The sequence below is a fragment of the Acidimangrovimonas sediminis genome (genome assembly GCF_002871005.1).
GTDB classification, from domain to species: Bacteria; Pseudomonadota; Alphaproteobacteria; order Rhodobacterales; family Rhodobacteraceae; genus Acidimangrovimonas; species Acidimangrovimonas sediminis.
Map to the genome: position 1 here is coordinate 50,277 of NZ_PHSN01000004.1, position 19,037 is coordinate 69,313.

Genomic DNA, 19,037 nt, shown 5'->3' on the forward strand with positions numbered 1-19,037 from the left:
ATAATTAACAAGTGAAGTAAATGGACGAGGAGGCAACGGGCCGGGGAGGGCCGCCGCATGCCGCATCTTCATATCGAGTATTCGCCGGGGCTGGCGGCCCGGGCCGACATCGGTGACCTGTGCCGCGCGGTGCATGGGGCGATGGTGACGTCGGGGATCTTTCCGCTGGCGGGGATCCGGGTCCGGGCCTTCGCGGCGGATCACTGGATCGTCGCCGACGGCATTGCCGAAAACGACTTTGTCGCGATGACCCTTTCGGTGGGGGTGGGCCGCAGCAAACCGGCACTGTACGAGGCGGGCGCCGCGATCTTCGCCGCCGCGCGGCGGGCGCTGGCGGGGCCGCTGGCCACCGAACATTTCGCCCTGTCGCTCGAGATCCGGGAGATCGACCCGGAGTTGAGCTGGAAGGACACGCCGATTCACACCCGTCTGCCGGGCCAGGATCGGGACCAGAACCGAGACCCGAACCAAGATCGGACCTGAGGGATGACGATGACCGACCTGAACCGCAACCTCGACCGCGCCCGCGGCTATCTTGCGCATTTCGATGGCGGCGTGATGAACCACATCGGCGGGCAAAGTCTTCCTGCCGCCTCGCGCGCCACGTTCGAGACGATCTCTCCGGTCGACCTGACGCCGTTGGCGCAGGTGGCGCGGGGCGGGGCCGAGGATATCGACCGCGCGGTTGCCGCCGCGACGGAGGCATTCGACAGCTGGGGCCGGATGCCGGGAGAGGAGCGGCGCCGCATCCTGATCCGCGTGGCCGAGGCGATCGAGGCGAATGCCGAGCGGATCGCCTTCACCGAATGCCTCGACACCGGGCAGGCGCTGCGCTTCATGTCGAAGGCGGCGCTGCGCGGCGCGGCGAACTTCCGCTACTATGCCGACAAGGCGCCGGGGGCGGAGGACGGGCTGTCGCTTCGCACACCCACGCAGATGAATGTGACATCGCGCCGCCCGATCGGCCCGGTGGGGGTGATCACGCCCTGGAACACGCCCTTCATGCTGTCCACCTGGAAGATCGCACCTGCGCTGGCCGCGGGCTGCACGGTGGTTCACAAGCCGGCCGAGTTCTCGCCGCTGACCGCGAAGCTGCTGGTCGAGATCGCCGAGGAGGCGGGGCTGCCGCCCGGTGTCCTGAACCTCGTCAACGGGGTGGGCGAGGAAGCGGGGCGCGCGCTGACCGAACATCCTGGGATCAAGGCGATCGCCTTCGTCGGCGAAAGCCGCACCGGCAGCCGGATCATGGCGCAGGGGGCGGCGACGCTGAAGCGGGTGCATTTCGAACTTGGCGGCAAGAACCCGGTGATCGTGTTCGACGATGCCGATCTGGCGCGCGCGGCGGATGCGGCGGCCTTCATGATCTATTCGCTGAACGGCGAACGCTGCACCTCGTCCTCGCGGCTGCTGGTGCAGGAGACGATCCACGATGCCTTCTGCGAGACGGTCGCGAAGGTCGCGGCGAAGATCAGGGTGGGTCACCCTCTGGATCCCGAGACGGTGGTGGGCCCGCTGATCCACCCCGAGCACGAGAAGAAGGTGCTGTCCTATTTCGATACCGCCCGCGCCGAGGGGGCGACGATCGCCGCCGGCGGGGTCAAGATCGGCACCGCGGGCTGCTATGTGGCGCCCACGCTCTTCACCGGGGCGCGCAACGACATGCGCATCGCGCAAGAGGAGATCTTCGGCCCCGTCCTCACGGCCATCCCTTTCGCCGACGAGGCCGAGGCGCTGCGCCTTGCCAATGACGTGGATTACGGCCTTGCCGCCTATCTCTGGACGGCCGACCTAGATCGCGCGATGCGGATGACGGATGGGCTTCAGGCTGGCATGATCTGGGTGAATTCGGAAAACATTCGCCATCTGCCCACGCCGTTCGGCGGCTCCAAGGCCTCGGGCATCGGGCGCGACGGCGGCGACTGGTCGTTCGATTTCTACATGGAGACGGTGAACGTGTCGTTCCCGCGACGCATCCACACGGTGCCGAAACTCGGCTGAGCCTCCGGATCGAAGCCAGATTGAAGATCGGGCGCGGAGGAGGGACCGCGCCGCCCCAGAGGGAGAGAGAGATGCCCATACCTGCCCCCAACCTGTATCCGCCGTTCAATATCGTCCGGCTCAGCCACGTCGTCTTCGGCGTGACCGACCTGGCCGCCAGCCGTGCCTTCTATGCCGATGTGCTGGGGCTTCAGGTGACCGACGAGGATGCGGGCCACGTGTTCCTGCGTGCGATGGAGGAACGCGGGCACCATTCCGTGGTGCTGCGAAAGTCCGAGGAGGCGAATGTGCGTTCGCTTGCCTTCAAGGTATTCGACGAGGACGACCTCGACCGTGCCAAGGCATGGTTCGACGCTCAGGGGCAGCCCACCGCCTGGGTCGAGCGCCCCTACCAGGGACGGACGCTGAGAACGGCGGATTGCTTCGGCATGCCGATCGAGCTTTACCACCGTATGGACCGGCTGCCGCCGATCCATCAGAACTATGCCCTCTACAAGGGGGTGAAGCCGCTCCGCATCGACCATTTCAACGTCTTCGCGAGCAATGTCGACCGTGCGGTCGAGTTCTACAACCGGATCGGCTTCCGCGTCACCGAATATACCGAGGATGAAGACAGCGGCCGCCTCTGGGCCGCGTGGACCCACCGAAAGGGCGGGGTGCATGACATCGCCTTCACCAACGGCACCGGCCCACGGTTGCACCACACCGCCTTCTGGGTGCCGACGCCGCTCAACATCATCGACCTGCTCGATCTGATGAGCACCACCGGCTACCTCGCCAATATCGAGCGCGGGCCGGGGCGGCACGGCATCTCCAACGCCTTCTTCCTGTATATCCGCGATCCCGACGGCCACCGGATCGAGATCTACTGTTCGGATTATCAGACCGTGGACCCCGACCTCGAACCGATCCGCTGGGACCTGAAGGATCCGCAGCGCCAGACCCTCTGGGGCGCGCCTGCGCCGCGCTCGTGGTTCGAGGAGGGGTCGGTCTTCCAGGGCCTCGCGCCGGTGGCGAGCGACTTGAAGGCCACCCCGATCGTCGCGCCATGACGGAGGCCGCATGAGACAGATCCCCGCCCGCATCGCCGCCTTTCACGCCGCAGGCCGCGACCGCTACGGCGTCGTGACCGACGACGGCATCGTCGACCTGACGCCGCTTTTCGGCGACCGCTTCGCGCGGTTGCAGGAGGTGGTGACGGCCGGCGCTCTGGAGGAGGTGATCGCCGCCGCCGAGGGTCGCACACCGGATTTCGCGCAGGCCGGGGTGCGGTACCTGATCCCGCTTGCCCAGCCGGAAAAGATCCTGTGCATCGGCGTGAACTTCCCCGACCGCAACGCCGAATACAAGGACGGCAAGGAGGCGCCGCCCAACCCCTCTCTCTTCGTCCGCTTCCCGGGCAGCTTCACCGGGCACGACCAGCCGCTGATCCGCCCGCCGGAAAGCGAGCAGCTGGATTACGAGGGCGAGATCGCCATCGTCATCGGCAAGCCCGGCCGCCGCATTCCCCGGGCCGGGGCCTATGACCACATTGCGGCGCTCACGCTGTGCAATGAGGGGACGATCCGCGACTGGGTGCGCCACGCCAAGTTCAACGTCACGCAGGGCAAGAACTGGGATCGGTCCGGTGCGCTCGGGCCTTGGCTCGTGCCGTTCCGCGAGTCGGGCCAGCTTGACGACGTGGCGCTCGAGACCCGGGTGAACGGAGAGCTGCGCCAGGCGGACCGGACGGGCCGGATGATCTTCGACTTCCGCCATATCGTGCACTATGTTTCCACTTTCACCACGCTGAAGGCTGGCGACGTGCTGGTCTGCGGCACGCCGACGGGCGCGGGCGCGCGGTTCGATCCGCCGGTCTGGCTGCGCCCCGGCGACGTGATCGAGGTGAAGGCCGAGGGGATCGGCACCCTGCGCAACACCGTGGAGGACGAGCGATGCTGACGGAGGCCGAGATCGGGCAGGCGGCGGAGGATCTGCTGGAGGCCGAGGCGGCTGGCCGCCAGATCGGCCTTCTGAGCCTGCGCTACCCGGGAATGACGCTGGACGACGCCTATGCGATCCAGGCGGCGCAGAGGGTGCGCAAGCTGGCGGCCGGGCGGCGGGTGATCGGCTGGAAGATCGGCCTCACCTCGCGCGTGATGCAGGCCTCGCTGGGGATCGAGACACCGGATTCCGGCGTGCTGTACGACGACATGCTGTTTTCCAGCGGCGCGCAGGTTCCGGCCGGGCGCTTCATCCAGCCGCGCGTGGAGGCCGAGATCGCCTTTCTCATGAAGGCGCCGCTTGCGGGCGAGGTGACGCGCGATCAGGTGCTGGACGCGACCGAGGCGGTGGCCCCGGCGCTGGAGATCCTCGACACCCGGGTGCAGCGGAAGGATCCGGCGACGGGCACCCCGCGGCGGATCTTCGACACCGTGGCCGACAATGCGGCGAACGCGGGGATCGTGCTGGGCGGCCACAGGGCCGATCCGCGCGCGGTCGACTTGCGCTGGACCGGGGCCATCGTCAAGGCAAACGGGGTGGTCGAGGCCACGGGCCTTGGCGCCGCGGTCCTTGACGACCCGGTGACCGGCATCGTCTGGCTTGCCCGGCGCATGGGTCAGTATGGCCAGCGGATCGAGTCGGGGCAGGTGATCCTCTCGGGCTCCTTCATCGCGCCGATCGAATGCCCGCCCGGCACCGGTATCGAGGCCGATTTCGGCGCTTTCGGGCTGGTCGCCGTCGGCTTCGACTGACCCTCGTGGCGGTGTGTCGGGCGCGCGTGCGGGGCGGGCCGCCGGGGCGGGTGGCGTGCCGTCCTTCCGGGGGCGATCCAGGAACTGGCCATGCCAAGCGCGCGTTTTCCCGGTGAAAGGAGATCGCCATGGACCACGAGATCACGCTCACCGCCAAGGAACGCCTGACGCCCGATACCTGGCACTATGTCTTCACCCGGCCCGAGAAGGTCGAGTTCACGCCCGGACAGGCCACCGCCCTGACGCTGGAGCGCGAGGGCTGGACCGACGAGGACCGCCCCTTCACCTTCACCTCGCAGCCCGAGGACCCGGTGCTGGAATTCGTCATCAAGTCCTATCCCGACCATGACGGCGTCACCGCGCGCCTGCGGGATCTCGACCCCGGCGACAAGGTGCAGATGGAGGACCCGTTCGGCGCGATTCATGATCGCGGCGGGCCCGCCACTTTCCTGGCCGCGGGGGCGGGCATCACGCCTTTCATCCCGATCCTGCGCCGCCGCGTCCGCGACGGCAAGCTGGCCGACACGACGCTGGTTTTTTCCAACAAGACCCGCGCCGATATCATTCTGCGCGAGGAATGGGAGGCAATGGCCGGCCTCGAGACGATCTTCGTCGTGAGCGACGAGCAGGGCATGATCGACAAGGCCTTCCTCAAGCGCAGGCTGGCCGATTTCGACCGGACCTTCTACCTTTGCGGCCCGGGGGAGTTCGTCGACGCGATGCGCGACGCGCTGAAGGCGCTCGATGTGCCCGGCGACCGGATCGTGACCGAGGAAGGCTGGTAACCGCCCCTCAGTCACCCGCCCGGAACAGCCCCGCGGCCAGCGTGTCGGCGGCCGAGGGGCTGAAGGCGATCGGTGTGTCGTGCATCACCGCCAGCCGGGTCAGCGCCTGCAGGTCGACATCGCTGCCATGCGGGGCCGAGGGGTCGGCGAAGAAGACGACGGCGTCAAGCTCTCCGGTGGCGATCAGCGCGCCCAGCTGCTGGTCGCCACCCCGGGCGCCGCGTTGAAGGCGGCGGACCTGAAGCCCGGGCACCGCCGCCTTGACCATCGCCCCGGTGCCCCCGGTACAGATGATCCGCTGACCCTTGAGCGCCTTCTGATGGCGCAGCACCCAGGCGCGCAGCTGCGACTTGCGTTCGTCATGCGCGACCAGCGCCACCCGGCGCGGGGCGGTGGACAGCCTGCGCGCCTCGGCGGTGATGTCGAGGATCGCGCGGACCTGCCCGGCAAAGCCCGTCTCCTCGGCCGGGAAGGCGCCGGCCAGGGCGGCGGTGCCCACGGTGAACCCGGCGGCGCCGGCCTCGGCCGAGGCGCGCACCCGTCCGGCGCCGTCGATGCTGCCGGCCATGATCACCGGCTTGTCGATGGCCGCGCAGACCGCTGCCATCAGCCCCGGCACGTCACCCGCGAAGCGATAGGCCAGCAGGTCGAGCCCGTGCACATGTTCCAGCGCCGCCAGCCTGCGGGCCGAGGCGACGATGTCTTCCGCGGGCCCCTCCAGCACGCTGGGATGGCCGGTGATGCGGCCCGGGAACGGGTAGTAGCGCAGGGGGTGGTCGCAGGTGATCGCCGTCACCTCGTCCGCCCGCGTGCCCCCCAGCAGGCAATCGACATCCAGGTCCACTGCGGCGCGGGCCGAGGCAAGTTCGCTTTCCGCATCGAGGCTGACGACCTCGAGATAGGAGCGCCCTCCCGCGGCGCGGATCCGGTCGGCAAGGCCGCGCAGCTCGTCGAAGGGAAGGCCCACGTCCTTGAACCCTATGTGGCGCACCCCGCCCTCCAGCGCCTCGTCGAGACGTCGCGCCGCATCCGGGATGGTGCGGTCCGAGGCTGTCAGCATCAGGATGAAATCGAAGGCCATTGTCTCCCCCCCGTCGGTCGGCGGCTGTGCCGATGGGGGCCGGGATCGGCCGGGATGTCAAGGGGCGGGAGGCGATGCGTGCTGCGGGTGGCGCTGCCCCCCCCGGTGACCGCAGTGGCGTATTTCCGGGAGAAGGATGGGGGGCGGGACGGGTCAGTCTTTCGGGCGGTCAGTCTTTCAGGTGTACGGGCTGACCATGGGGCGTGGCGAGGTAGGCGGCCTCCCACGCGTCGCGCAGGGCCTCGACGACCGCGGGCTCGGCCAGGCCAAGGCGGGCGAGGAGGGCTTCGAGGGTTTCGAGCCAGGCGTGAAAGTAATCTTCGCCGCCATCGAGGGCGCGATCCTTGCCGTGGCGCGCAAGCGTGGCGCCAAAGGCTTCGGTCCACTCGGGCCAGGTGAAGCGCCCGGCCTCGGAGAGCGCGACGGTCAGCGCGAAGACCTGGGCGTGCCAGGGTTCTTCGAACCGGGTGGCGGCCAGCGGATCGGTGGCGATGCCGGTGTCGGCGCCGGTCATTCGGAGTGCTCCGCAGGCACGAGATAGCTTTCCCAGAGGTCGAGCACGACCTCGTCGCCGGCGCGTTCGGCGCTGCCCCAGATCTCGGCCGCGTCGAAGGCGACGGCGTAGAGCGGTTCCGGCGCTTCGCCAAGGAAATGCGCGTTCGAGTCTGGCAGGACATGGGCGCCGTGGTGGCGCAGGACGCGCCCGAGATGGCCCGCGGCATAGGCGGGCAGGCGGGTGTGGCCGCCGTCGACGGCAAGGTTGCGCGCGGGAAGGCGGGTGCGCACCCGGTCGCCCGGGGTAAAGGTGGGGGCGGCACCGGGCCGCGTGCTCGGGCTGCCGCGGCGCAGGATTGTCTCGACATCGGCGGGGCGCAGCGCGCGGGGATCGGCGGGGCCGAATTCCGGGGGGGCGGTGCCCGCCTCGCCCCCAGCCTCGCCCCCGGCTTGGTCTCCGATTGCGGCGTCTCCGGCGGCGGCGAGTTCGGCGCGGGTGACCATGCCGCGGCCCACGGCCATGTCGGCGACGCCTGCCAGCCATTTCTCGTAATAGCTGAAGCGTGCGTAATCCTGTGGCGCGACCGCCTCGCGCGCGTGACGCATGGCGTCGATGTTCCAGCGGCCGATGGCACCGGCGGCCAGCGTCAGCGCCATCGCGCGGCGGTGCCAGGGGGCGTGGAACATCGGCTCGTCGGGCGCCGGATCGACGGCGCCGTCGCCATAGCGTCCGCCCATGTCGTGGACCCGGGTCATTGCGGACGCTCCGGCAGGCCGGTGCCGATCATCGCGTTGCGTGTGACCCAGTCGGCCAGCGCCTCCGCCCCGAGCCCTTCGGTGCCCTCGGGGCGCATCGGCAGCACGAGGTAGCGGATCTCGGCGGTAGAATCCCAGACCCGGACCGATTGCGCCTCGGGCAGGGTCAGGCCGAATTCCGAAAGCACCTTGCGCGGCTCGCGCACGACGCGGGCGCGGTAGGCGTCGGACTTATACCAGCTGGGCGGGATGCCCAGCAGCGGCCACGGGTAGCAGGAGCAGAGCGTGCAGACGACGACGTTGTGCACCTCGGGGGTGTTCTCGACCACCACCATGTGTTCGCCCTGCCGCCCGAGCAGCCCCTCGGCGGCCAGTGCGGCGGTGCTGTCCTCGCGTAGCGCGGCGCGGAAGTCCGGGTCGGTCCAGGCACGGGCGACGACGGTCGCGCCGATGCGGGGGCCGATCCTGTTCTCGTAGAAGTCGAGGATGGCATCCATCGCGGCGGGATCGACAAAGCCCTTTCGCGCAAGCAGCGTTTCCAGCGCGCGGACCCGCAGCGCCGGGTCGGGCGGCAGCAGGGCGTGGGCGCCGTGATCGTGGTCATGAGAATCGTGTGGCATGCCGCAGGATGGCCCCGCGCCGTGGCGGTGTCCACCGCGATCAGCGTGGGACCGGGGGCGAAGCTGCGCGGCCTGCGCCTCCCCAGGCTCGCCCCCTATGTCGCCGCCAAGGTCATCCGGAGCCGCGCGGGTCCAAGTGCCCGGTTTCTGCGCGGCGCGGGGCTACCAGGCGTTGAAGGCGAGGTACTTGCCCGACATCTCTATCTTCACGCGGTCGCCCTTGGGGTTGGGCACCCGCTCGACCGTCATGTCGAAATCGATGGCGGACATGATGCCGTCGCCGAATTTCTCGTGGATCAGCGCCTTGATCGTCGGTCCGTAGACGCCGACCACTTCGTAGAGGCGGTAGATGCAGGGATCGGTCGGGACGGTCTGGCTCCAGATCTTGGTAGGGCTTTCCTCGAGTACCGGGGCGGCCTCGGGCGGCAGCGCCAGCACCGAGACGAGGGCTGCCGCCTTCTCGGCCGGGAAGGCATTCATGCCCATGCAGGCCGAATGGGTCCAGACCGGCGACATGCCGATCTTGGCCGCGAGCTCTTCCCAGCTCAGCCCGGCGCGTTTCTTCGCCTGAAGGATCAGGGCGGTGACGTCTTCCTTGGTCGGGTCTTCGCTCAGGGCAAGGTCTTTCATCGGGATCTCCCTTCTGGGTCAATGGGCCAGCAATTGCCGGACGAGGATGAGACAGGCGAGTGCGAGGATGGCGGAGACCGCCTGCCAGAACCGCACCGGGTTGCGCGCGGCCAGCGGTACGTGACGGGTTGAGGTCCAGCCGGCGCCGGGGCGCTTCATGTCGGCCGCGAATTCCGACAGCGCGTCGTAGCGGCGCAGCGGGTCGGGATGGGTGGCGCGGCGCAGTGCCTGATCCATCCATTCGGGCACCGCGGTGTCGTCGTCGCGCGCGGGCCGGTAGCGCAGCCCCATCTGGTCGCGGCGCGAGCGGATCCGTGCGACCCGGGCGCCGTAGGGCAGGCGGCCGGTCAGCATCTCGTAGGCGATGACACCCAGTGCGTATTGATCCGACCGCCAGCTTACCGGGTCGCCCGAGAAATATTCCGGCGCGGTGTACTGGAAGGTGCCGGGCAGATCGCCGAGGAGGCCCGGCATCGCCTCGTCCACCCCGGCCACTGCGGCGGAGCCGAGGTCGATGATCTTCGCGGCGCCGTTCGTGTCGATCATGATATTCTCGGGGCGGATGTCCTGATGCACCACGCCGCGCCGGTGCAGGGCGCGCAGCCCGGTGGCGATCTGGCCGCAGAGGTCGCGCACCGCGTCTGGGTCGGCCCCGGGGTGATCGGTCATCCACTGGCGCAGGGTGGTGCCCTCGACAAATTCGGTCGCGACGTAGAGCGCGCTGCGCGGCAACTCCGTCCCGGCCGCGCGCAGGACATGGGCGGAGCTGACCCTGCGGGCGACCCATTCCTCCATCCCGAAGCGGCGCAGGTGGTCGGCATCCTGCGCCATCTCCGCCGTCGGAATCTTCAGCGCGACGCGCCGGCCGGCGGGATCGGTCGCAAGGTAGACGTGGCTGCGCGCGGTGGCGTGCAGGGCGCGCGCGATGCGGAAGCCGTCGATCATCTCGCCCGCCTTCGGCAGCGGAGGCACGGGCAGGGCGGGGGCCTCGGCATCAGGGCCAGTGTCCGCCTCGGGCAGGGCGTCGATGCGCAGGATCTGGACGGTGAGGTTGTCGGTGCTGCCGGCGGCACGTGCGGCCTGCGCCAGACCGCGCGCCGCATCGTCGAGGCTGCCGCCCCCGGCCAGCGCTGCGCGCAGGTCCGCCCCGGTGACGTGGTCGTGCACGCCGTCGGTGGTCAGCGCAAAGATGTCGCCGGCCCTGAGGCGGATCCTCGCATAGTCGATTTCCACCCCTCGCGCGGCGCCGAGCGCCCGGCCGAGATAGCTCTCGCCCGCAGACAGGGTGACGCGGTGGTCGTCCGTCAGCGGCTCGAGGCTGGCCCCGGACAGGCGGCTGACCCGGCTGTCGCCGACGTGAAGGATGTGGCCCTCGCATCCCTTCACGATCATCGCCGTCAGGGTGCAGACATGCCCCGCGTTCACATCCGCGACCGAGGTGTTGCGGGCGTTGAGCCAGGCGTTCGTCGCCGCGATCACCCGGGTCGCGGCGGTCTTCACGGTCCAGCCGTCGGGGGTGGCGTAGTAATCGGTGAGAAGGGCCTTCACCGCTGTCTCGGCGGCCTCGCGGCTGACCGGCGAGGACGAGATGCCATCGGCCACCGCCAGCGCGACCCCCTTGAGGGTGCGTGCCGGTCCCTCGGGGATCAGCGCGCCGTGGAAATCCTGGTTCTCGGGCTTGGCGCCGGCCTCGGAATGCTGGCCGATCGAGACCTGAAGGCCGGTTCGGGCGGTGGCATCCCTAGGCATGGCGCGGGCTCCGTCGAACGGGGCGGGGCCCCGCCGCGGCGGGGCCTCCGGCGGGATCGGGTCACTCGGCCGCGATTCCGGCCGCGTCATCGTTGCGGGCAAGCGCGCCGCCACGCTTGGGGCTCTCGCGGAAGTGGGTCATGTAGATCATGCCGCCGACGAAGGTCAGGCCACCCACGACATTGCCCAGAACGGTCGGGATCTCGTTGTAGAGGAAGTAGTCGCCCCAGGTGAAATTGGCGCCCAGGATGATACCGCTCGGGAACAGGAACATGTTCACGACCGAATGCTCGAACCCGAGGTAGAAGAACACCAGGATCGGCATCCACATCGCCATGATCTTGCCCGAGACCGAGCTTGACATCATCGCGGCGACGACACCGGTCGAGACCATCCAGTTGCACATCACGGCGCGGGTGAAGAGGGTCAGCATTCCGCCGAAGCCCGCCGCGGCATAGCCAAGCGTGCGCGCCTCGCCGATATGGCCGATCTTGACGCCGACGGCATTGGGCGCCTCGGTGAACCCCATGGTGAACGTGATCGCCATGAACAGCGCGACCGTCAGGGCGCCTGCGAAATTGCCGAGGAAGACGAGGCCCCAGTTGCGCAACATGCCGCCCCAGGTGCATCCCGGGCGCCGTGCGATGACCGCCAGCGGCACGAGGGTGAAGACGCCGGTCAGCAGGTCGAAGCCCATGAGGTAGAGCATGCAGAAGCCGACCGGGAACAGCAGCGCCGCAACCAGGAAGTTGCCGGTGTTGACCGCGATGGTCACCGCGAAGGCCGCGGCCAACGCAAGGATCGCCCCGGCCATGTAGGCGCGGATCAGGGTGTCCTTGGTGGACATGAAGATCTTGGATTCGCCGGCGTCGACCATCTTGGCCGCGAATTCCTTAGGCATCACATACGACATTCTCGTAGTCCTTTCAGAGATTTGCAGGGCCAGGCATCAGGCGCCGGGCGTCAGGTTCAGGTAGACGTCGCGCCCAGTCACCCGGACGGGAAAGGTTGCGGTGCGGCCCTCGTCGGCGCCCTGCGCCGTGCCTGAGGAGAGCGAGATCACCCAGTTGTGCAGGGGGCAGGTGACGCAGCCGTCGTGCACGATCCCCTGGCTGAGCGGCCCCTTCTTGTGGGGGCATCTGTCTTCGAGCGCGAAGATCTCGTCGGTGGCGGTGCGGAACACGGCGATCCTCGTGTCGCCGGCCTCGACGCAGCGGGCGCCCTGTATCGGGATGTCGTCGACGGTGCCGATGAGGCGCCAGTCGAACTTGGCGGGGGTGGGTACGGCGTTCATTCGGCGGGCTCCATCTCTTGCCTGCCGAAGACGGCGAGGGGGTTGAACTCGTGCTTGTCGACGCCCGAGACGCGCTCCGACCACGGGTCGGTCTGCGAGAACTTTTGCGAGAAGACGAAGCGGTCGTGATAGGCGCGGCGGCTGACGGCATCGTCGAGGATCGCGGCGCGGATGGTGTCGTGGCCCACGCGTTCGGCCCATCTGTAGATCCGTTCCAGGTAATGACCCTGCTCGCGGTACATCTGGGTCAGGGCGGCCGCGATCTCGATCACCTCGTCCTCGGTCGCGACGGTGCCAAGTTCCGTCGTGCCCTGGATGTGCAGGCCCGCCGCGCCGCCGTAGACGATCTGGTAGCCGCTCTCGACGCAGATCACGCCGATGTCCTTGCAGGTCGCCTCGGCGCAGTTGCGCGGGCAGCCGGTGACTGCCAGCTTCACCTTCGCCGGTGTCCACGATCCCCAGAGAAACTTTTCCAGCCGAATGCCGAGGCCGGTGGAATCCTGCGTGCCGAAGCGGCACCAGGTGGATCCCACGCAGGTTTTCACCGTGCGCAGCCCCTTGGCATAGGCATGCCCCGAGACGAGGCCCGCATCGTTGAGGTCGGACCAGACCGCGGGCAGATCCTCCTTGCGCACGCCGAGAAGGTCGATGCGCTGGCCGCCGGTGACCTTGACGTCGGGGATCTGGAACTTGTCCACTACGTCGGCGATCGCGCGCAGCTCGGCCGCCGAGGTCATCCCGCCCCACATCCGCGGCACCACAGAATAGGTGCCGTCCTTCTGGATGTTGGCGTGCACGCGTTCGTTGATGAAGCGGCTCTGCTGGTCGTCGACATAATCGCCGGGCCACTCGGCCAGCAGGTAATAGTTCAACGCGGGCCGGCACTTGGCGCAGCCGTTCGCGGTGGACCATTCCAGTTCCTGCATCACCGCGGGAATCGACTTCAGCCTGTTGGCGACGATCAGCCGGCGCACCTCTCCATGGCCCAGGGGCGTACAGCCGCACATCCCCTCGGTGGTCTTGCGGAACCCGTCGCCGAGGGTCAGGGCGAGAAGCGATTCCACGGGGCCCGAGCAGGACCCGCAGGAGGCCGAGGCCTTGGTCCGGGCGCGGACCTCGCCGAGCGAAGTCAGCCCCTTGTCGCGGATGGCGTCGACGATGGCGCCCTTGCAGATGCCGTTGCAGCCGCAGATCTCGGCCGCATCGGGCAGGTTGGCGACGGCGGACAACGGGTCCGCCGCGCCTCCGCCCTGATGGGCCTGCCCGAAGATCAGCGTGTCGCGCATCGCCGACACGTCCTCACCCGATGTCAGCAATTCGCTGTACCAGGCGCCGTCAGCCACCTCGCCGTAGAGCACGGCGCCGATCACCCGGTTGTCGCGCAGGATCACCCGGCGGTAGCTGCCTCGCGCGGCGTCGCGCAGCACGACATCCTCGCGCCCCGGGCCGTCGCCGAAATCGCCCACGGAATAAAGGTTGATCCCCGTGACCTTGAGCTTGGTTGGCGTCTCGGCATGGCAAAAGGCGGCCTCGGCCCCCGTCAGCGTTGCCGCCGCCACCCGCGCCATCTGGTAGAGCGGGGCGACGAGGCCGTAGACCCGGCCGTCGACCTCGGCGCATTCGCCGACCGACAGGATGTCGGGGTCCGAGGTGCGCATCTGCGCGTCAGTGACGATGCCGCGGCCGAGGTCGAGGCCGGCCGCGCGCGCCAGTCGGATGTTGGGCCGGATCCCCACGGCCATGACGACGAGCGAGGCCTCGATCACCGTGCCGTCCTTGAGCGCGATGCCCTCGACACGATCGCCGCCCAGGATCTCGCGCGTGTCGGCGCCGCAGCGGATCTCGATCCCGCGCCGCTCAAGCTCTTTCTGCAGCAGGTAGCCCGCGGCAGGGTCGAGCTGACGTTCCAGCAGCGAGGGCATCAGGTGCAGCACCGTCACCTCCATGCCCTGCGCCTTGAGGCCCGCCGCGGCCTCCAGCCCCAGAAGGCCTCCGCCGATCACCACCGCGCGTCCGCCACGGGTGGCGGCGGCCTGCATCGCGGTGACGTCGTCGAGATCGCGGTAGGCCAGCACGCCGGGAAGGTCATGCCCGGGCACCGGAATGATGAAGGGGGTGGAGCCGGTCGCGATCACCAGCTTGTCGTAGGCCGCGGTCAGGCCGTTTTCCGAGGTCACCGTCCTGGCCACGCGGTCGATCGCCACGACCTTTTCGCCGCGGTGCAGGGTGATGCCGCGATCCGCGTACCAGGCGTCGTCATGGATGACGATCTCGTCAAAGCTCTTCTCGCCCGACAGGACCGGCGAGAGCATGATGCGGTCGTAGTTCACCCGCGGTTCGGCGTTGAAGATGGTGACGTCATAGGCGCCCCGCGCCTCGAACAGGTGTTCAAGCAGGCGGCCGGGGGCCATGCCGTTTCCGATGATCACAAGCTTCTGGGGGTCGGGCTGTCGGCTGGACACGGCGTCCTCCGGTCTGTCGTGCGGGACCGGGAGGTGACCGGGCCGCGGCGGTTTCTGTCAGGGAGGGGCATGTGCCGACGGCACAGGCGGTCCCGCGATCTGAAGTTTCAGAACGTCGAGCAGCGCCGTTGCTGCCTGGCCCCGAGGGGCCGCTTTGACTGAAAACGCCGCGCCGTTGCGGCTTGGTCGAGGTGTTTGCCTCGGTTAATCCTTCGTTACCGTGGCGGGTTTTTCCGCGGCAATACTTTTTTGTGAAGCGCCGGGAGTTTTGCGTCTGCCAGAGGGAAAACGCGCATCAAATGTGCAGTGGGCGTCTGCAATCCGGGGGTGTGCCGAGTGGTTGAGCGTCTGTTCGTTGCGGGCAGGCGCGGCGCCCCGCCCCGTCACGCAGGGTCGAATCACGCCGTGGTGATCCCCGCCCGAGGGGGAGGCCTAAGTGGGGAGGTCCAGATGGGGGAGGCGGAGAAAGTCCGCGACCTTGACGGATCTATTCCCCACGGGTGGCCGCCGCGCAGGGCGCATCATGCGGCGTGGCAATCACGGGCGGCGGTGGCGGCCAGCGACTTGGGATAGCGCACCATCAGGACCGCGGGGCTTGCGATGCCGCGGTCGCGCACCGTCCGCGAGAGCTGGTCGAGCGTGGTCGCGACATGGGTTTCCCGGTTGGTGGCGACCGAGGCCACGATGTCGACAGGGCAATCCGCGGGCGCACCCGCGGCCAGCAGGTCGTTCTGCACCCGTGCGGCCTTTTCCACCGCCATGTAGAAGGCGATGGTGGTACCCGGACGGGCCAGCAACGCGCGATCCGGGGCGGCGTCGCCCGGGCGGCAGGTGCCGGTCGTCAGGACGAAGGTGTCGGTCTCGCCGCGTTCGGTCAGCGGGCACACCATGGCGGCGGCGGCGGCAGAGGCGGCGGTGATCCCGGGCACGATCTCCACCTCGATTCCCGCGGCGCGCGCGGCGGCGATCTCTTCGCAGGCGCGGCCGAAGACCGAAGGATCGCCCGATTTCAGCCGTACGACCCGTCGGCCACGGCGGGCTTCCTCGACGATCAGGCGGTCGATGCGGGCCTGCGGCCAGGCACAGGCGCCGACCTCCTTGCCGACATAGAGCGTTTCGGCCCCGCGTGGGGCAAGCTTCAGGACCTCGGGATCGACCAGCCGGTCGTAGAGGACGATATCGGCCTCCTGCAGCCGTTGCACCGCGCGCAGTGTCAGCAGGTCGCGCGTGCCGGGGCCCGCGCCGACAAGGGCGATGTGACCCTGCCGCCGGGTCGCCGGCCGCGCGCCCGGCACGACGCGGAGGGCACGCCGCACCACGGGCGCCGCCAGCCCGGCCCGCACGCGGCGCAGGAGCCCGGACACCCCGGCCATGACCCCGGGCGGTAGGGCAGGTGCCTTTGCCCCTGCGTGTGGCGCCGCGCGCTGTCCCTCCGGACGCGGGGCCATCGTGAAAGCCTTCATGATGCATCTCCTTGCAACGCGAAAAAGGCCACCGACGTCGCCGTGACCTATGTCACGCGAAGTCGAGCAGCCTTGCCCATTTGCCCAGTATCGGGGAATCAGCGACGCCGTTGTCGCCTCTGAAAGGTTACCTCACCCCGGCGCCACGCGGCAATAAAATCATTCCGAGGCCCGAATCTTTCGCCGGCGCGTCGGCGCGCGGGATCCCCGGGAACGCGGCCCAAGCCGTCGCGCCGGCCGCCTCGGTCGTGTCGGTAGTCTATGAAGACTATTTACACATTCATCAGGCTGCCTGCCGAGATTTTAGCGCTTGCAGCCGATAATGGCGCGGAATCGCGGCACAATATCGGTGAAAACGGCCTGCGAGGGGTGTTGATGACAGGATTTCATATTGTCCGCAAAATAGGCCACATAGAGTGCTGACATGGATGTAACAGACCCGGAAGGAGCCAAAGCCATGTCGAGCGTGACGACGACACTGACCGGCGAGACGCCGCCCCCTGACGGGCAGGTCTCGGCCAACGCCGAAGACCTCCGGCCGTTCACCCGCGGTGAGGTGCGCTATACCGCGGTGGTGGCGCTGGTGGCCTGGACCTTCGCGGTCTACGACCTGATCACCTTCGGCAACCTGCTGCCGGTGATCCAGAAAAGCTTTGGCTGGACCGATGCGACCGCCTCCTTCGTGGCGACGCTGGTGGGGCTGTCGTCGCTGGTCGTGGCGCTTGCGGTGGGGCCGATGATCGACCTTGCCGGACGGCGCTTTGCGCTGGTCGCGACGACCGGCGGGGCGGCGATCTCCTCGGCGCTTTCGGCGCTGGTCATGGGGCCTGTGTCACTCATCCTCGTGCGCGCGCTGTCGGGCTTCGGGATGTCGGAACAGGCGGTCAACGCGGCCTATCTGAACGAGGTGTTCCAGGCGCGCGGCAAGGGCCTGCTCTACGGCATCGTCCAGGCGGGCTGGCCGCTGGGGGTGATGCTGTCGGCGGGCGTCGCGGGGGTGATGCTGCCGGCGATCGGCTGGCGCGGGGTCTTCCTCGTCGCGGCGTTTCCGCTGGTGGTGATGCTGGTGCTGCGGATGTTCCTGCGCGAAAGTCCGTTCTACGTGAAGCTCGCCCACCTGCGCCGCCTCAGCCGCGCGGGCCGGCGCACCGAGGCCGAGGCGCTTTCGCACGAGTGGCAGATCGAGTTCGAGCACGGCACCCGCCGCAACACCTACGCGCCGCTTTTCGCGCCGGCGCTCCGGCGGCAGTCGATCGCGCTGGGGGCCACCTTCTTCTTCAAGATCATCGCGGATTCGCAGATGACCATCCTCGCCACCTCGGTGCTGTCGCAGGCCAAGGGGATCGACCTGACGAGCGCGCTCTGGACGGTGTTCATCGGCAATGGCGTGGCGCTTCTGGGCTACGTCTTCTTCGGCTGGCTAGGCGATCGGATCGGGCGGCGCGAGACGGTGGTGATCGCCGAGATCTGCGCGGCGGCCTGCACGCTGGCGCTGCTGTTCGTGGCGCAGGGCTTTGCCGCGGTGGTGGCCTTCTACGCGCTGGTCCTGTTCTTCGCGCAAGGGGCGGCGGCGCCGTTCTTCGCCTATGTCGGCGAAAGCTTCCCGACCCGGGTGCGGGGCTCCGGCGCGGCCTATATCAACGTGGCGGGGCCGGTCGGCGGGATCTTCGGGCCGCTGATCTACGGCGCGGCGCTGAGCGCTGGCGCCAGCGCCAGCCTCGCCGCCGCCTCGGGCGCGGTGGCCGCGCTGATCGCTGCGGGCTGCCTCATGGGCGCGCGGTCGATCAAGCCGGGGCAGGATCTCGCCCGGGTCTCGCATTGACGTGGCATTGACGCGGCGATGACGAAGACCCCGCAAGGCGGCGCGGCCGGTCAGGCGATCGGCTGCGTCTCGCCCTCCAGCCGGTCGAGGCTGGAGCCGAGATGCGCATCGAGCAGGGTGCAGGCGGCCTCGGACTCGCCGGCGGCGATCAGGTCGATCAGATGGGCATGTTCCTCGATCGCGCAGGAGGAGCCGACGTGATCGAAGAGCAGCACCGCAAGCGAGGTCTTCATCGCGAGACCGCGCACGAAGCCCTCGAGCGCGCGGTTCTCGCCCAACGAGGCGATCAGGGTGTGGAAATCGGTCAGCAGCCCCACCAGCGCCCCCCGGTCGCCCGCGCGGTCGGCGGCGCGCTGCTTCTCGACATGGCGGCGCAGCACGCGAACGTCGTGGGCGGTGCAGTGGGCGCAGATGTCGGTCACGATGGCGCGTTCGATCAGACGGCGCGCGGCATAGGCCTGCTGGATCTCGCGGATCGAGGGATTGTTGACAAAGGCGCCGCGGTTCTTCTGGAACACCACGAGACCGTCCGGCGCAAGACTTTGCAGCGCCGCGCGCACCACCGCCCGGCCGACGTTGAGGCGGCGGCTGAGCTCGCTCTCGTTCAGCTTGGCACCGGGGGCGACCTGTCCGCCGACGATCATGGTGCGCAGCGTCTCGGCCACCGCGTCGCTTTCCGGGGCCGGCATGGCGGCCGTTCCGTTTCGGGGGGCAAGGGCTGCCGGAGCGGCCGCCCGGGGCGGCGTCAGGGGGGCGCGGCCCGCCAGCGCCGGCTCTCCCGCGCGGCGCAAGACCTTCAGAATCGTGTGCGTGGACAGCGAGATACCCTGCCGGGCAAGCTCCGCCCGGATCTTCTGCGCGCCCAGCCGCCGCTCGCGCCGCAGGGCGAGGATCAGCGCCTCCTCGCGGGCAAAGACCTTGCGGTTGGGCGAGGTGCGGGGCCGGCGGCTCGGTTCCGTCAGCCCGGCCGTGCCCTGTTCCTCATAGCGCCGGACCCACTTGCGCAGGGTCTGGCGGGAGATGCCGAAATGCGCGCAGACCTTCCCGGTGTTGCCGGTGGCCTTGTACATCTCGATCCAGGCGCGGCGGTCGGGATCGCTCATCAGGATGCTGCCGGTAATACTCTCTGCTCTCACGTTACAGGCCG

The 19,037-nt window shown here is 68.9% G+C and carries 18 protein-coding genes; 7 read left to right on the forward strand and 11 right to left on the reverse strand.

Annotation, left to right across the window (positions count from 1 at the left end):
- Positions 1 to 57 precede the first annotated feature (57 nt).
- The 6 genes from CVV76_RS02460 to CVV76_RS02485 all read left to right on the forward strand — a co-directional run bounded on the left by CVV76_RS02460 (position 58) and on the right by CVV76_RS02485 (position 5,518).
- A complete protein-coding gene (locus CVV76_RS02460; RefSeq protein ID WP_102223048.1) occupies positions 58 to 483 on the forward strand; it encodes a 5-carboxymethyl-2-hydroxymuconate Delta-isomerase in 426 nt (141 codons plus the stop codon).
- A gap of 9 nt (positions 484 to 492) precedes the next feature.
- A complete protein-coding gene (gene hpaE, locus CVV76_RS02465) occupies positions 493 to 1,998 on the forward strand; it encodes a 5-carboxymethyl-2-hydroxymuconate semialdehyde dehydrogenase (protein WP_102223406.1) in 1,506 nt (501 codons plus the stop codon).
- Between the two features lie 71 nt (positions 1,999 to 2,069).
- A complete protein-coding gene (gene hpaD / locus CVV76_RS02470) occupies positions 2,070 to 3,050 on the forward strand; it encodes a 3,4-dihydroxyphenylacetate 2,3-dioxygenase (protein WP_102223049.1) in 981 nt (326 codons plus the stop codon).
- Positions 3,051 to 3,060: 10 nt separating this feature from the next.
- Entirely contained in the window at positions 3,061 to 3,939 is an 879-nt protein-coding gene (locus CVV76_RS02475; RefSeq protein WP_102223050.1) for a fumarylacetoacetate hydrolase family protein, read from the forward strand.
- Positions 3,933 to 4,733 carry a 2-oxo-hept-4-ene-1,7-dioate hydratase gene (gene hpaH / locus CVV76_RS02480; protein ID WP_102223051.1) on the forward strand — a complete coding sequence of 267 codons (801 nt, stop codon included), beginning with the start codon at positions 3,933 to 3,935 and terminating at the stop codon, positions 4,731 to 4,733. The genes CVV76_RS02475 and hpaH overlap by 7 nt, the downstream gene beginning before the upstream one ends.
- Positions 4,734 to 4,861: 128 nt before the next feature.
- Positions 4,862 to 5,518, forward strand: a complete 657-nt coding sequence (locus CVV76_RS02485) for an FAD-binding oxidoreductase (RefSeq protein WP_102223052.1) — start codon at positions 4,862 to 4,864, stop codon at positions 5,516 to 5,518.
- Positions 5,519 to 5,525: 7 nt separating this feature from the next.
- Here the strand turns inward: CVV76_RS02485 and CVV76_RS02490 are convergent, their stop codons facing one another.
- The 10 genes from CVV76_RS02490 to cobA all read right to left on the reverse strand — a co-directional run bounded on the left by CVV76_RS02490 (position 5,526) and on the right by cobA (position 16,068).
- The gene (locus CVV76_RS02490; RefSeq protein WP_102223053.1) at positions 5,526 to 6,599 is read right to left on the reverse strand and encodes a methylglyoxal synthase; all 1,074 of its coding nucleotides are present in this window, start codon (positions 6,597 to 6,599) and stop codon (positions 5,526 to 5,528) included.
- 169 nt (positions 6,600 to 6,768) lie between these two features.
- Positions 6,769 to 7,113, reverse strand: a complete 345-nt coding sequence (locus tag CVV76_RS02495; RefSeq protein WP_102223054.1) for a nitrile hydratase accessory protein — start codon at positions 7,111 to 7,113, stop codon at positions 6,769 to 6,771.
- Positions 7,110 to 7,850, reverse strand: coding sequence for a nitrile hydratase subunit beta (gene nthB, locus CVV76_RS02500; RefSeq protein WP_102223055.1), 741 nt, complete (start codon positions 7,848 to 7,850; stop codon positions 7,110 to 7,112). The genes CVV76_RS02495 and nthB overlap by 4 nt, the downstream gene beginning before the upstream one ends.
- A complete protein-coding gene (gene nthA / locus CVV76_RS02505; RefSeq protein WP_102223056.1) occupies positions 7,847 to 8,470 on the reverse strand; it encodes a nitrile hydratase subunit alpha in 624 nt (207 codons plus the stop codon). The genes nthB and nthA overlap by 4 nt, the downstream gene beginning before the upstream one ends.
- A 162-nt stretch (positions 8,471 to 8,632) precedes the next feature.
- Positions 8,633 to 9,100 (reverse strand): cyanase, encoded by a 468-nt coding sequence (gene cynS, locus CVV76_RS02510; protein ID WP_102223057.1) that lies wholly within the window; start codon positions 9,098 to 9,100, stop codon positions 8,633 to 8,635.
- A gap of 18 nt (positions 9,101 to 9,118) precedes the next feature.
- Positions 9,119 to 10,849: a bifunctional protein-serine/threonine kinase/phosphatase gene (locus CVV76_RS02515; protein ID WP_102223058.1), complete on the reverse strand. Its 1,731-nt coding sequence runs from the start codon at positions 10,847 to 10,849 to the stop codon at positions 9,119 to 9,121.
- 61 nt (positions 10,850 to 10,910) lie between these two features.
- Positions 10,911 to 11,762: a formate/nitrite transporter family protein gene (locus tag CVV76_RS02520; RefSeq protein ID WP_102223059.1), complete on the reverse strand. Its 852-nt coding sequence runs from the start codon at positions 11,760 to 11,762 to the stop codon at positions 10,911 to 10,913.
- A gap of 36 nt (positions 11,763 to 11,798) precedes the next feature.
- The gene (gene nirD / locus CVV76_RS02525; protein ID WP_102223060.1) at positions 11,799 to 12,143 is read right to left on the reverse strand and encodes a nitrite reductase small subunit NirD; all 345 of its coding nucleotides are present in this window, start codon (positions 12,141 to 12,143) and stop codon (positions 11,799 to 11,801) included.
- Positions 12,140 to 14,605, reverse strand: a complete 2,466-nt coding sequence (nirB, locus tag CVV76_RS02530; protein WP_269844475.1) for a nitrite reductase large subunit NirB — start codon at positions 14,603 to 14,605, stop codon at positions 12,140 to 12,142. The genes nirD and nirB overlap by 4 nt, the downstream gene beginning before the upstream one ends.
- 521 nt (positions 14,606 to 15,126) lie before the next feature.
- Complete coding sequence (cobA, locus tag CVV76_RS02535; RefSeq protein WP_233192687.1) at positions 15,127 to 16,068, reverse strand: uroporphyrinogen-III C-methyltransferase; 942 nt, start codon at positions 16,066 to 16,068, stop codon at positions 15,127 to 15,129.
- A gap of 457 nt (positions 16,069 to 16,525) precedes the next feature.
- On the opposite strand from cobA, the gene CVV76_RS02540 reads away from it, so the two are divergent.
- The gene (locus CVV76_RS02540) at positions 16,526 to 17,890 is read left to right on the forward strand and encodes an MFS transporter (RefSeq protein WP_158243085.1); all 1,365 of its coding nucleotides are present in this window, start codon (positions 16,526 to 16,528) and stop codon (positions 17,888 to 17,890) included.
- Between the two features lie 50 nt (positions 17,891 to 17,940).
- On the opposite strand, the gene CVV76_RS25570 is transcribed toward CVV76_RS02540, so the two are convergent.
- A complete protein-coding gene (locus CVV76_RS25570; RefSeq protein WP_102223063.1) occupies positions 17,941 to 18,993 on the reverse strand; it encodes an FCD domain-containing protein in 1,053 nt (350 codons plus the stop codon).
- Positions 18,994 to 19,037 lie beyond the last annotated feature (44 nt).

What these genes read in the sequence shown, in the direction of transcription:
- nthB (WP_102223055.1), bottom strand. Translation starts at nt 7,850, where the DNA reads ATGACCCGGGTCCACGACATGGGCGGACGCTATGGCGACGGCGCCGTC.
- nthA (WP_102223056.1), bottom strand. Translation starts at nt 8,470, where the DNA reads ATGCCACACGATTCTCATGACCACGATCACGGCGCCCACGCCCTGCTG.
- CVV76_RS25570 (WP_102223063.1), bottom strand. Translation starts at nt 18,993, where the DNA reads ATGAGCGATCCCGACCGCCGCGCCTGGATCGAGATGTACAAGGCCACC.
- CVV76_RS02515 (WP_102223058.1), bottom strand. Translation starts at nt 10,849, where the DNA reads ATGCCTAGGGATGCCACCGCCCGAACCGGCCTTCAGGTCTCGATCGGC.
- nirD (WP_102223060.1), bottom strand. Translation starts at nt 12,143, where the DNA reads ATGAACGCCGTACCCACCCCCGCCAAGTTCGACTGGCGCCTCATCGGC.
- hpaE (WP_102223406.1), top strand. Translation starts at nt 493, where the DNA reads ATGACCGACCTGAACCGCAACCTCGACCGCGCCCGCGGCTATCTTGCG.
- CVV76_RS02490 (WP_102223053.1), bottom strand. Translation starts at nt 6,599, where the DNA reads ATGGCCTTCGATTTCATCCTGATGCTGACAGCCTCGGACCGCACCATC.
- CVV76_RS02540 (WP_158243085.1), top strand. Translation starts at nt 16,526, where the DNA reads ATGTCGAGCGTGACGACGACACTGACCGGCGAGACGCCGCCCCCTGAC.
- hpaD (WP_102223049.1), top strand. Translation starts at nt 2,070, where the DNA reads ATGCCCATACCTGCCCCCAACCTGTATCCGCCGTTCAATATCGTCCGG.
- CVV76_RS02460 (WP_102223048.1), top strand. Translation starts at nt 58, where the DNA reads ATGCCGCATCTTCATATCGAGTATTCGCCGGGGCTGGCGGCCCGGGCC.
- CVV76_RS02485 (WP_102223052.1), top strand. Translation starts at nt 4,862, where the DNA reads ATGGACCACGAGATCACGCTCACCGCCAAGGAACGCCTGACGCCCGAT.
- CVV76_RS02520 (WP_102223059.1), bottom strand. Translation starts at nt 11,762, where the DNA reads ATGTCGTATGTGATGCCTAAGGAATTCGCGGCCAAGATGGTCGACGCC.
- cynS (WP_102223057.1), bottom strand. Translation starts at nt 9,100, where the DNA reads ATGAAAGACCTTGCCCTGAGCGAAGACCCGACCAAGGAAGACGTCACC.
- hpaH (WP_102223051.1), top strand. Translation starts at nt 3,933, where the DNA reads ATGCTGACGGAGGCCGAGATCGGGCAGGCGGCGGAGGATCTGCTGGAG.
- CVV76_RS02495 (WP_102223054.1), bottom strand. Translation starts at nt 7,113, where the DNA reads ATGACCGGCGCCGACACCGGCATCGCCACCGATCCGCTGGCCGCCACC.
- CVV76_RS02475 (WP_102223050.1), top strand. Translation starts at nt 3,061, where the DNA reads ATGAGACAGATCCCCGCCCGCATCGCCGCCTTTCACGCCGCAGGCCGC.
- cobA (WP_233192687.1), bottom strand. Translation starts at nt 16,068, where the DNA reads ATGAAGGCTTTCACGATGGCCCCGCGTCCGGAGGGACAGCGCGCGGCG.